The following is a 12,129-nucleotide window of genomic DNA, read 5'->3' on the forward strand; positions in this document are numbered from 1 at the left end:
TCGAGATTTTGCCTGACTTGGTGACGGAGATGGTTCCCGCGACGACCTTTGTCAGAACGGGATGAAAAGGGAATACGGTGCGGCCTTCAAAGACCAACTCCGTAACTGCCCCCGCAACTGTAAGCGGCGAGCCTCCCGAGAACACCACTGAGCGCGATGCGTTTGGGAAGGTTCGGGAACGCGACAACCCGCAAGTCAGGAGACCTGCCATCACGACGATAACTTCAACCCGGGCGGGGCGTCCGGACAGGAGGCCAAGATGGCTTTACGGATTGATCCGTGTGAAAAACTGACTGTGCTTGCCCCGCGCTATCGCGGAGGGCGAGATGGCCAACCCCACCCACAGAATTTCGATTTGCACATCCTGCAAACATGTCGGCGAAAGCTGTCGTCCCGGTTATGAGTTGATCAAGCGCTTGCGCGCCGCCATTGATATGGCGGGTGATGCAATCACGGAAGAGTTCGAGATTTCCGGTGTGGCCTGCATGGCGAGCTGCAAGCGACCCTGCACCGTGGCCTATCACAGCACACGCAAGGCGACCTATCTTTTTGGCGACATCACGCCGGAACAGGACATTGAGGATTTGGTGTCCTTTGCCCAGCAATATGCGGTGCTTGGGGACGGCTGGTGTTCGTCGGTGGATCGCCCCGGCAAGCTGCGCAAAAACACCTTGGCACGGGTACCGTCAATGATGCTGGCGATTGAAGACAGCGCGGAGCGCCTATCATGATCGCAGGGCATCTGGTGGCAAAGAATGTGTGCTGGCGCCCCGGCAGAAACCAGCCCTTCCTGCTGAATCCTGTGAGTTTTGAGGTCTATCCAGGCCGCGTGCTTGGCGTGGTTGGCCCCAATGGTGCAGGCAAGTCGACGCTGTTGCGGATGGTGTATCACTATCAGAAGCCCACATCCGGGCAGATTTTGGTGGATGGACAGGACCTTTGGGGGATGTCCGCCAAAGTCGCCGCCCGCAAGGTGGCCGCTGTGTTGCAGGAACAACCAGGGGCCTTTGGCCTTTCGGTGCGCGATATTGTGGCTCTGGGGCGCACGCCTCACCGCAGTGGACTGTCGTCGGAAGGCGCAAGAGATGCGGAGATCATTGATGCGGCCATCTCCCGGATGCAGCTAGAAGCATTGGTTGCCCGCGATTTCGACACCCTCTCAGGGGGCGAGCGGCAACGGGTGATGGTCGCGCGGGCTTTGGCGCAGCAGCCGCAGGTTCTGGTGATGGATGAGCCCACCAACCACCTCGACATACGCCATCAACTCGAAATCCTATCGCTGATCCGGTCGCTTGGGCTGACCATCGTGGTCTCGTTGCACGATCTGAACATGGCCGCAGACGTGTGTGACGCCATCCTGCTGTTGAAAGACGGACACAGCCAAGGCTTTGGCAGCGCCGATCACGTGCTGAGCGAACAGCTTGTCTCTGACACGTTTTCAGTCACCGCCCAGCGCCAAGTGCTGAGCGTCAGCCAAAATCAACACCTCACTTTTCATCTACCTAACTAAAGGACCTTCTCCATGAAAACCCAACTGACAACCGTCGCGGTCAGCGCTCTTCTGGCTCTGTCCACCACCGCTGCGCTGGCGGAAACCACCGTGGACAGCTGCAACCGCCAAGTGACGTTTGACGCACCGCCCAAAGCGGCCATTTCCAACGACGTGAACCTGACCGAAATGATGCTCGTGCTGGGTTTGGCGGATCGCATGGTCGGCTACACCGGTATCTCTGGCTGGAAGACGCTGGACGAAGAGATGCGCGCGGGTGTGGAAGAACTGCCAGAGCTGTCCGCAAAATACCCAAGTAAAGAGGTGCTGATCGGCGCGGATGCGGACTTCTTCTTTGCCGGTTGGAACTACGGCATGAAAGTGGGCGGCGAAGTCACACCAGAGACGCTCGCGCCGTTTGACATCAAGGTTTATGAGCTGACCGAGAGCTGCATCCACATTGGCGAGAAAGACGCCGCCAGCATGGATGATATGTACAACGACATCCAAAACCTCGGCGCGATCTTTGACGTGAAAGACAAGGCGGATGCGCTTGTCGATGGCTACAAAGCAGACCTCGCCGCCTTCACGGATGGTTTGGCGCCTCTGGAAACGGCCCCACGTGTGTTTGTTTATGACAGCGGCGAAGACACGCCGTTCACCGCAGGGCGCTATGCGATGCCAAACGCGTTGATTGAAGCGGCCGGTGGTACCAACATCATGAACGATCTGGAAAAAAGCTGGGCCAAGGTTGGCTGGGAACCGGTTGTGGAGCGCAACCCGGAGGTCATCGTGATCGTGAACTACGGCAATGTGACCGCAGAAGAAAAGCGCGCCTTCATGATGAACAATCCGGCCTTTGCCGAGATGGACGCGGTGAAGAACGACCGGTTTGTGACCCTGGAATACGTTGAAGCGACGCCAGGTCCGCGCAACATCGCTGCGGTGAAAACCCTCGCAGAAGCGTTCCGGGCGAAATAAATGACAGGAAGAGCAGCAGGACAGCCAAAGAGCAGGTTTCCTTATGTGATCGGCGCAGGGGTGCTCCTGTTGCTTTTCTCGATATCGGTCGCAATCAGTGTGGGGGCGGTCTCTGTGCCCCTGCAAACCGTCTGGAGCATCCTGATCAATCAGGTCGCGCCGGGCACAATTGAGCAGGACTGGTCCAAAGGACGGGAAGCGATTGTCTGGGACATTCGGTTTCCTCGCGCTTTGCTGGCCTGTCTGGTGGGCGCCGGATTGGCAGTTGTGGGCGGCAGCTTGCAGGCCGTGACGCGCAATCCGCTGGCCGATCCACATTTGCTGGGGATTTCTTCCGGCGCGGCCTTTGGGGCGATCATGGTCCTAATGCACACCGGCATGTTTTGGGGACTCATCACCGTGCCGTTGTTTGCCTTTGGCGGGGCCTTGGCGGCCACCTTACTGGTGCTGGCCGTGTCGCAGTTTGCCTCGGCCACCAGCGCGGATCGGTTGATCCTGGCGGGGGTGGCCGTGTCGTTCATTGTGATGTCGCTGGCCAATGTGCTGATTTTCCTTGGCGACCCACGGGCGACACATACGGTGGTGTTCTGGATGCTGGGTGGTCTGGGCTTGGCGCAGTGGAGTCATTTGATTTTCCCGCTGGCGGTGCTCGCCCTCTGCGGCACCTACATCTGGATCAATGCGCGGAAATTGAATGCGATGACGGTGGGGGATGAGACCGCCTCCACCCTGGGCATTCCGGTGGCGCGGTTTCGTCTGATGATCTTTGTTGTCGGCGCCATGATCACCGGGGTGATGGTCGCCTTTTCCGGCATGATTGGTTTTGTTGGCCTGATGGTGCCGCATATTGTGCGGATGCTGGTGGGCGGGGATTATGCCCGCGTGATCCCGGCCTCTGCCCTGTTTGGTGCAATCTACCTTTTGTGGTCCGACATCATCGCACGCACAATTATGGCACCGGAAGACATGCCGATTGGCATCGTCACCGGCTTGGTGGGCGGTATGTTCTTTGTCTGGTTGTTGCGGCGGCGGGCGCGGTAAAGCGCCCTGTCCTAATCACCTCAGAGAAGCGGATAGTTTTCCGAGTTCTCCAAGGCGTAGTGCCACCATTCATAGGGGTTGATCTCAAAACCGGCACCCACCATGAGACCCAACAGAATCAAACGATTTTGCTGGGCCTCACGGTGGATGTCGATCCTGGAGTGATGCGATTATTGCAGGGCGGCGTCAAAGTCTGTGCCCATATCGAGCACAGTGCCGTCTGCGCGGGTCAGCGTCAGGTCCACGGCGGTGCCGCGGCTGTGGTCTGACCCAATCTCGGGGTCTGCAACAAATTCGGGGTCGGGCCGTACCTCCCACAAGCGGCGTTGCACCGCTTGGGGGCGATAGGCATCCAGCAGCAGAAAGCGCAGTCCGAGGGCGGCGGCGCGATCAGCGGCATGAAAGAGCGCATCAGCGGCGTGTCTGTGCAGGCGCGCCTGTTGATCCTCCGGCGTGGTGTAAAGCACCTCACCGGCAAAGTTTTGGGTGGTCGCATAGGCCAGCTGCACGTCGATGGCTGCATGTTGGATCGCGACCAATGTCATGCAGGCACCTTCTGAGGGATGGCTGCTGTTGTTTGGCAACAGCGCACCTGGGCCTGCTCGGTCGGCACCATGTTTTGTCGTACGTCACAGCCCACGCCCGCCAGCTCGCAGCGGTCCTTGAAGAAGCAGCCTGCGGGCAGATTACGGTTGGACGGGAGATCGGTGTTGCTGAGAGCCTCGCCCAGCCCGCCGGTGGCGCGCATGGTGGGGATCGAGTCCAACAGGAGACGGGTGTAAGGATGTCTGGGCGCAGCAAGGACAACTTCCGACGCGCCGTGCTCCACCACCTGCCCCAGATACATCACCGCCACCTCATCACAGAGATAACGCACCACGGAGATGTCGTGGGAAATGAAAATGTAGGTCAGGTCACGTGCCGCCTGCAGCTCTTTGAGCAGGTTGAGGATTTGCGCCTGAATGGAGATGTCGAGCGCCGAGGTGGGTTCGTCGAGCACAATCACATCCGGGTCGGAGGACAGCGCGCGGGCAATGGCGATCCGCTGACGCTGGCCACCGGAGAATTCATGTGGATAGCGGTCCAGCACTTCGGGACGCAGCCCCACTTTGGCGGCAAGCTCTGCGGCCAGCGCACGCAACTCGGCCTTTGGGGTTTTGGAGACCGCAAAGACCGGTTCCGTGATCACGCGCCAAACCGGCATACGCGCGTTAAGCGAGCTTTGCGGATCCTGAAACACAATCTGCACATCGTGGTCTGCGCCAAAGTAACGGGTGACCTCCCCTTCAGAAGGTTTGCGGATGCCCATGAGCACCTGCGCCAAAGTAGACTTGCCACAGCCGGACTCTCCCACAATGCCCAGCGTTTTCCCGCGAGGAATATCCAGATCAATGCCATTAAGTGCGTGCACAAAGCCACGTGGACGGCCGCGCCAGTCTTCGCCAAAGGGAAAGCGCATGTGGATGTTGGTGAGCGTCATCACGCTATTGGTGTTCATGCGGTGACCTCCTCACAGAGCCAGCAGGCGGCTTGGTGTTTCTTACCCACATCCGTGAGTGATGGGCGCGAGTTGCAGGCGTCCCGCGCGTGGCAGCAGCGGGCCTGAAAGGCGCAGCCCTTGGGGGGATGACCAGATTGGGCACGGTACCGGGGATAGAGGCCAGCGGTGCGCCCGGGTCCGCGTCTTCTGGCAAGGCTTCGATCAAAGCGGCCGTATAGGGGTGCTGCGGGTTGCCGAGCACCTTTTGGGCCGGTCCGGTTTCCACCACGCGGCCTGCGTACATCACATAGATACGGTCGCAAAACTGGCTGATCACCGCGAGGTCATGCGAGATGAACAATACCGAGGCGCCGGTTTGGCGGGCTTTGGCGTGCAGCAGTTGCAGCACCTGCCGTTGTACGGTCACGTCCAAAGCGGTGGTGGGTTCATCCGCCACCAGCAGCTTGGGAGAGCAGGCAAAGGCCATGCCGATCAGGATACGCTGCCGCATACCGCCGGAGAGCTCAAAGGGATAGCGCCCCAATATTTCTTCGGCATCATTGATGCGCATATCCTTAAGCAGTTCGATGGCCCGATCCCGGGCCGCCATGCCACGCAGATTGGAATGCAACTCGATCACCCGCAGCATCTGTTTGCCAATGGTCTTGGTTGGGTTCAGAGCCGTTTGTGGCTCCTGAAAGATCATCGCCACATCACCGCCGCGCAGGCGGTTCATCTCGCGCTCGGACATGGATTGCACATCGCGGCCAAGCAGGCTGATCTTGCCGCCGTCCTGCCGGAACGCGCCGTCCGGCAGGAGCCGCAGGGCGGTCATCGCTGTCACGGATTTGGCCGAACCACTTTCGCCGACAAGGCCAACAATCTCGCCCGGCTGGACTTCCAGATCCACACCGTTCACCGCATGCACATCACCTGCGAAGCCCGGAAACAGAACTTCCAGTCCGTCAATTTTCAATACTGGGTCCGCCATGTCAGCGTGCCTTCTGTTTGGGATCAAGGATGTCGCGGATGCCGTCACCCAAAAGGTTGAAGGCGGTGGCGGTGATCAGGATGGCGAAGCCTGGAAAGGCCGAGTACCACCACTGGTCCAGGATGTAGTTGCGTCCCGTCGCGACCATGGCGCCCCACTCGGCGGTGGGCTGTTGTGCGCCAAGGCCAATGAAGCTGAGCGCGGAGGCCAGAAGGATGGTGCTGCCGAGGTCCAGTGTGGCTTGCACCATGACCGGTGACAGGATGTTGGGCAGGATGTGCCAGCGTAGGATGTGCAGCTTGGACGCCTTGAAGGTTTCGGCGGCGGTCACAAAGGACATTTCCCGGATCAGCAGGGTTTGACCGCGCGAAATGCGCACATAGACCGGGATGCGCACCAGCGCGATGGCGATGGCCGCGTTGATCAGGCTTGGGCCCAACGCTGCGGCGAGCGCCATGATCAGCACCAGTGAGGGCACCGAGAGCACCACATCCATCATGCGCATAATCACCACGTCCACACGTCCGCCGATCAGGCCGGCAAAGACGCCAATGAAAGTGCCGATGGAGCCGGCGACAACCACAACAAAGAAACCCACGGCCACAGATTGCCGCCCGCCATAAAGAATGCGGGAGTAGAGATCGCGCCCAACTTCGTCGGTGCCAAAGAAGTTGTCCCAACTGGGCGCGGCCAGACGGGCGCGCAGGTCGATGGCATTGGGATCGTGCGTGGCAAAGACAGGTGCAAAGATCACCAGAAACAGCACGATCAGCACCACGGCCCCGCCGCCAAGCGTGAGCGGGCTTTTCTTGACTTGATACCAGAGATAGCCCCAATCCACCCGCGACAAGGCGCGTTTCACGGGGTTTGTAGAAACGGTTGCGTCGCTCATCACGAGACCTCCCGGATGCGCGGGTCAACCGCCATATAGATCAGATCAACCGCCAAGTTGATCAGCACATAGGCCAGCGAGACCACCACGGTGAAGCCCATGACCGCTGGGAAATCCAACGCCTGAATAGAGTTCACCACATAAGCGCCCATGCCAGGCCAAGCGAAGACGGTTTCTGTCAACACCGTCCCGTAAAGCAGGTCGCCCAGCGCGAGACCCAGCACAGTGATCGAAGGGATCATGGCGTTGGGCAGTGCCTCGGTGAAGACAATCTTGAAGCGGCTGAGGCCATTGGCCTTGGCGGTGCGGATATAGTCTTGCTGCAGCTCTTCCAGCATGGCCGCGCACCTGGCGGGCCACCACACCGAGGTGGACAAAGCCAAGGGTGAAAGCGGGCAGAAGGATGTGTTTGAGGGCGGAGCCGAAGGCTTGCAAATCGCCGGCCAAAAGGCTGTCGATCATCAGGAAGCCAGTGACGCGGGTGGGCATCTCAAGCGAGGGATCAATGCGCCCACCGCTGGGGAGCCAACCAAGGTTGCCATAAAACAACAGGATCACCAGCAGGCCCAGCCAGAAGGCGGGGGTGGAGATGCCGATCACGGCGATCACACGCACAAAGTGGTCAATTGGTTTGTCTTTCCACACGGCGGAGGCCACGCCCAGCGGGATGCCCAATGCGGTGGCGAACAGCAGCGCGGTCAGCGCCAGCTCCAATGTGGTCGGGAAGAAGATACGCAGGTCCTCGAGCACCGGACGACGGGTGCGGATCGAGGTGCCAAAGTCGCCCTGGACCACGCCTTCGAGGTAGCGGACGTACTGGACCGGTAGCGGTTTATCGAGGCCGAGGGCCTCGCGGATGTTCTGCACAATCTCGGGCGTCGCGCGGTCACCCGCAATCATGCGGGCCGGGTCGCCGGGAATGAGATTGGAGATGGTGAAGGTGATGACCGTCACACCGAAGAGAACCAAGATCAGGAACATCAAGCGGCGGCGGATGACATTGAGGAAAGACATCGGCGCGTTTCTTTAGTGGCTGAAGGCCCCAGACCACCGGGATGATCTGGGGCCGATTGCTTAAGGCTTAGTCGGAGAGCGACATGTCACCGAAGTTGAAGATGTCTTCGAGCATTGGGTTGAAGACAAAGCCGGCTATATCATCACGCACGGCAATGCGGTAATCTTTCTGGAACAGATAGACGTAGGCGGCCTCGTCGGTCACGATCTCCTGAAGCTCACCGTATAGCGCGGAGCGTTCTGCCTGATCGGAGCTGACCACAGCCTGTTGCAGCAGACCGTCAACCTTGTCGTTGGAGTACCAGCTGCGGTTGCCCGCCAGACCATGGCGTTTGCTGTCAAACCAGTAATTGGTGAACATGTAAGGGTCCGCAAAATCCGGGCTCCAGTTGCCGGTTGCGATGCCAAATTCGCCAGTGTCAAAGCGCTCACGCATGGTGGCGTTGGCCAGCTTCTCCAGCTTCACGTTCAGGCCCAGTTGGGACAGATACGCCTGGGTTGCGATGGCGATTGGCTCCCACAGGGGGTCACGGTCGGAATAGAGGAAGGTGATTTCTTCGCTTGCGCCACCGGCCACGTCGAGGGCTTTCTTCGCAGAGGCCAGATCATAAGAATACTGGGTCGCGTTTTTGTTCTGACCCCACATGCCTTCTGGGATCGGACCGTGCATTTGTACGCCGTTGCCGTCCAGAATGCCGTCGATGATACCCTGATAGTCCACAGCTGCGGAAATCGCACGGCGCACGTCAACATTGTCCAGCGGGGCCACTTTGTTGTTCAGGTAGAGATAGGTCACCTTCAGGCTTGGGTAGTTCTGTACCTCAACCCCATCGGTGCTGCCCAAGGCGTCCAGCTGATCCACCGGCAGGCTTTCGGCGATGTGTACGTCACCGGCTTCAAGCTTCAGACGACGGGCCGAGGCTTCTGCGATGATGTCGACGCGGATTTTCTCGATCTCAGGCGTGGTACCACCGTAGTTCGGGTTTGGCTCCAGCACGAGGTTTTGGCCACGCTCCCAACCGGTCAGCATGTAGGCGCCGGAACCAGCGGAATTGGCGGAGAGCCATTCGGTGCCGCGGTCGCCACCTTTGCCTTCAACCGCTGGGTTTACAATGCCTGCGCCGTTGTTGGCCAAAGTGTAGAGGAACGGTGCAAAAGGCTGCTCCAGCGTGAAGGTCACCTGCATATCGCCGGTGGCTTCGACTTTCATACCACCCGGGAAGGCTTCAGACGGGCCGCGGCCCAGATCCATCAGGCGGTTGAAGGAGTATTCCACGGCGGCGGCATCCACGGCTGCGCCGTCGTGAAACGCGTTGCGGAGGCCAGATCAAAGGTCCAGACCGTGCCATCGTCGGACGCCGACCAGCTGCTGGCCAATTCGCCCACCACGGAGGTGAGACCTTTGCCGTCCTCAGACACGTCATAGCGCACCAACCGTTGGAACAGCGAATATGTTACGGTCCAATCATTGTTATTCATGGTTTGTGCTGGATCGAGCGTTTGCGGGTCAGCCGCCTTAGCCACCACCAGGAGATCAGCATCGCTATCTGCGATGGCAATTGGGGCATTCGCCACCATGCCAAAGGAGATGGCTGCTGCGCCAACTACCTGGAACCACTGTGAATTTTTCATCTTCGCTGTCCTCCCATTGGGGACAGCGTCGGGCAGAAGGGTCTGAGGATGGGCGTGAATATTTCGGAGGCAATTGCCAGTGCAAACCAGTCGTTTACCAAGCTGGAACAACGGGTTGCCACCTATCTGAGCAGCCGGCCCGAGGCGGTGGCCTTGGAAACCAGCGCCGAAATTGCTGAAAAACTACAAGTCAGCCCAATGACGGTGAGCCGGTTTTTCAAGAAGCTGGGGTTTACCAATTTGAACGAGCTGCGGGCAGATGCGCGGCGCGATCTCTATGGTCCAACCTCCGCACGAATCGGCAGCCGCTTCAAAAGCTTCAAACAGGCCAGCCAGACCCGCGACGCGACGCAGGATCATGCCATCGCCAATGCCGCCATTCGCACCGCGCTGGATTTGCGCGAAACCGAACGCTGGCAGGATGCGGTGCAATATGTCGCCCACTCTGACAGCGTCATGGCGGTGGGTTTTCAGGTGATGCAGTATCTGGCGAATGGCTTTGCCATGCGGCTCAAATACCTGCGCTCCAATGTGATTTTTCTGGATGGCACCGACGGGGTCTATGCCGAGGTCTTTGGCGATGACTCCGAGACCAAGGCGCTGATCCTGATTGATACGTTCCGGTACGGCAATCACGGGCCAATCCTGGCCAAGGCAGCGCGGGAGCGCGGCTTCAAGGTGATCCTGTTTTGCGACGAGTTCTGTGATTGGGGCTCAAGCCTGAGCGACGTGATGCTGCCCTACCCCAACGAAGGCCATATGTTCCTGCCATTCCCGACCGGCATCCATTTTGGTCTGAACCTGATGTTTCAGGATGTGGTGACAGAGCTTGGCAACAAGGCACGCGACAAGGTGGAACAGGTCGCCAAGTCTCAGGATTTGTTCGACAATTTCCTGCCCGAGTAAAAACTTATGGATTTCCGATCGCTTTAAAACTCAGTCGTCCACATACTGTCTGAACCCTCCCTCAAAAGTCGCCCGATAGGCGAATTTGGCCTTAAAATGAGCCGATCCGCGCACTATAGACGAAAGAGACAATTCTGCTTCTGAGCTTCGATGGAAACGCCGGGGCACCAGAAGCCACTTCAATTTCTTTGGGAGACCGAAACCAATGGCCAAACTTCTCTGTGATGTTCGCGGAAAGTACCGCCTAGAGTTCCTACGAGAGATTGAGGAGCAGTCAGGTGGCGAAATAGAAGTATCGCTTGTTGTCGGGGACCGTGGTGCTGATTTGTTCTCGCGCCCGATCAATACGATGAAACGGGACTGGCGGCATGAACGACTGCGCAAACATCACATGCAAGATACGGTGCATCAGAGCGCCAATTTGGATTTGCTGTCCTCCAATGAGTTCCACGACATGGCGACCATGGCGATCGACCATTTTCAGCGTGTCAGCAAGAACTACAACTACAACTCTCACAATCTAGATAGCGTTCAAGATTACCTCGACTACTATTACATTCTTACTGACGTCATTTCCCAGCGGATGATTGAAGAAGAGATCACCCACGTTGTGTTTTTTATGACGCCGCACCTGGGTTACGACACTGTGCTATACCAAGTCGCAAAGAGCTTGGGCATCAAGACGCTGGTGATGAACCAACAGTCCTTATTTAATAACCGTTTCTTCTCCTCTGGCTCCATCGACGACTATGGCAATTTTGATCCAACTGATAGCGACGCCCCAGCAATCCCATTGGAACAAGGAAAATTGCTGGATTTGTTTTATATGGATGGCACCTGGCAGAAACCTGGTGAAACTGGCAAAATAAACCTAAGAGCCTTTGCGAGTTTCTTGAAATATGTCCTAAGGCGTGAACCCAGCCTTATTTTGAAGCCCCTTCACCTCTATAAACTGCTAAAGCGCGTTTCGGACGTTTATGGGAGTTTACCCGATTGGCGGGATCCGTTTGCAAATTACTTCCACAAAAATGCGCTGGCGTACTATGAGCATCTAGCCGAGTTTGATCGCGGCACGGTCGATTACAACCAAAAATACGTATACGTGCCACTGCACAACCAGCCTGAAATGTCCGCTTCAACTTTGGGCGGGCGGTATCGCGATCAGCTGTTGATGATAGAAGCCATTGCCCGCTCCATCCCGGAAGATTGGCAAGTATATGTCAAAGAGAATCCACGTCAGGGTGTTTTTGCTCGAGGACCTTTTTTCTTTCACCGCCTATCTCGCATCCCCAATGTGAAAATGCTGCCCTCTTTTGCTGATTCAGCTGCATTGGTGGCCAACGCACAAGTGGTCGGTACCGTGGCCGGCACGGCTGGTTGGGAAGGGCTGCTCTCAGGTATTCCGGCCGTGGTGTTTGGCGGCGCGTGGTATAAATCCCTGCCTGGCGTGACGCTCTATGAAGAGGGTTTAGATTTTGAAAAAATCGCCGCTGCTGGAGTAGACCATGCAGCGCTTGAACGCGCATACGGCGCCTTGGTGGATCGGTCACATGAAGGTGCAATCGACGGTTTGTTCTTTGACAAGATCGAAGGCTTTAATTCTGCCGAAAATGCGGCGTTAGTGGCAAAGTCTGTGATCGGTCTTATTCAGGAGGACATACCAACAACCTACGGCGCCCTGTGACGCCGTTGGATAGCGGTTG

The 12,129-nt window shown here is 57.9% G+C and carries 11 protein-coding genes, 2 pseudogenes and 1 riboswitch; of the genes and pseudogenes, 6 read left to right on the forward strand and 7 right to left on the reverse strand.

The window, feature by feature from the left end; genetic code table 11:
* Window positions 1-13 precede the first annotated feature (13 nt).
* Window positions 14-227: riboswitch (cobalamin riboswitch) on the forward strand.
* Between the two features lie 99 nt (window positions 228-326).
* Genes SIB38_RS01660 through SIB38_RS01675 form a run of 4 tightly spaced genes read left to right on the forward strand, consistent with a single transcriptional unit; the run spans window position 327 to window position 3,511 of the window.
* Window positions 327-731: a DUF1636 family protein gene (locus tag SIB38_RS01660; RefSeq protein WP_412551209.1), complete on the forward strand. Its 405-nt coding sequence runs from the start codon at window positions 327-329 to the stop codon at window positions 729-731.
* Window positions 728-1,510 (forward strand): ABC transporter ATP-binding protein, encoded by a 783-nt coding sequence (locus SIB38_RS01665; protein ID WP_412551210.1) that lies wholly within the window; start codon window positions 728-730, stop codon window positions 1,508-1,510. The genes SIB38_RS01660 and SIB38_RS01665 overlap by 4 nt, the downstream gene beginning before the upstream one ends.
* Window positions 1,511-1,522: 12 nt before the next feature.
* Complete coding sequence (locus SIB38_RS01670) at window positions 1,523-2,470, forward strand: ABC transporter substrate-binding protein (RefSeq protein ID WP_412551211.1); 948 nt, start codon at window positions 1,523-1,525, stop codon at window positions 2,468-2,470.
* Complete coding sequence (locus SIB38_RS01675; RefSeq protein ID WP_294117143.1) at window positions 2,471-3,511, forward strand: FecCD family ABC transporter permease; 1,041 nt, start codon at window positions 2,471-2,473, stop codon at window positions 3,509-3,511. It abuts the gene before it with no gap.
* A 20-nt stretch (window positions 3,512-3,531) separates the two neighbouring features.
* Here the strand turns inward: SIB38_RS01675 and ddpX are convergent.
* From ddpX to SIB38_RS01710, 7 genes and pseudogenes are all read right to left on the reverse strand, one after another.
* A pseudogene (ddpX, locus tag SIB38_RS01680) lies at window positions 3,532-4,056 on the reverse strand (D-alanyl-D-alanine dipeptidase).
* Entirely contained in the window at window positions 4,053-5,009 is a 957-nt protein-coding gene (locus SIB38_RS01685) for an oligopeptide/dipeptide ABC transporter ATP-binding protein (RefSeq protein ID WP_294117145.1), read from the reverse strand. The pseudogene ddpX and the gene SIB38_RS01685 overlap by 4 nt, the downstream one beginning before the upstream one ends.
* Window positions 4,996-5,982 carry an ABC transporter ATP-binding protein gene (locus SIB38_RS01690; protein WP_412551212.1) on the reverse strand — a complete coding sequence of 329 codons (987 nt, stop codon included), beginning with the start codon at window positions 5,980-5,982 and terminating at the stop codon, window positions 4,996-4,998. Before SIB38_RS01690 ends, SIB38_RS01685 begins: the two co-directional genes overlap by 14 nt.
* Before the next feature lies 1 nt (window position 5,983).
* The gene (ddpC, locus tag SIB38_RS01695) at window positions 5,984-6,874 is read right to left on the reverse strand and encodes a D,D-dipeptide ABC transporter permease (protein WP_294117148.1); all 891 of its coding nucleotides are present in this window, start codon (window positions 6,872-6,874) and stop codon (window positions 5,984-5,986) included.
* A pseudogene (locus tag SIB38_RS01700) lies at window positions 6,874-7,888 on the reverse strand (ABC transporter permease). The gene ddpC and the pseudogene SIB38_RS01700 overlap by 1 nt, the downstream one beginning before the upstream one ends.
* 67 nt (window positions 7,889-7,955) lie before the next feature.
* Window positions 7,956-9,179, reverse strand: a complete 1,224-nt coding sequence (locus SIB38_RS01705) for an ABC transporter substrate-binding protein (protein WP_412551213.1) — start codon at window positions 9,177-9,179, stop codon at window positions 7,956-7,958.
* Window positions 9,140-9,520: a hypothetical protein gene (locus SIB38_RS01710; RefSeq protein ID WP_294117155.1), complete on the reverse strand. Its 381-nt coding sequence runs from the start codon at window positions 9,518-9,520 to the stop codon at window positions 9,140-9,142. Before SIB38_RS01710 ends, SIB38_RS01705 begins: the two co-directional genes overlap by 40 nt.
* 48 nt (window positions 9,521-9,568) lie before the next feature.
* Between SIB38_RS01710 and SIB38_RS01715 the strand changes: the two genes are divergently transcribed.
* Complete coding sequence (locus SIB38_RS01715; RefSeq protein ID WP_412551214.1) at window positions 9,569-10,426, forward strand: MurR/RpiR family transcriptional regulator; 858 nt, start codon at window positions 9,569-9,571, stop codon at window positions 10,424-10,426.
* Window positions 10,427-10,631: 205 nt separating this feature from the next.
* Window positions 10,632-12,110 carry a hypothetical protein gene (locus tag SIB38_RS01720; protein WP_294117159.1) on the forward strand — a complete coding sequence of 493 codons (1,479 nt, stop codon included), beginning with the start codon at window positions 10,632-10,634 and terminating at the stop codon, window positions 12,108-12,110.
* Window positions 12,111-12,129 lie beyond the last annotated feature (19 nt).

It is taken from the genome of Shimia sp. MIT910701 (assembly GCF_047126315.1).
In the GTDB taxonomy this organism is placed as follows: domain Bacteria; phylum Pseudomonadota; class Alphaproteobacteria; order Rhodobacterales; family Rhodobacteraceae; genus Shimia.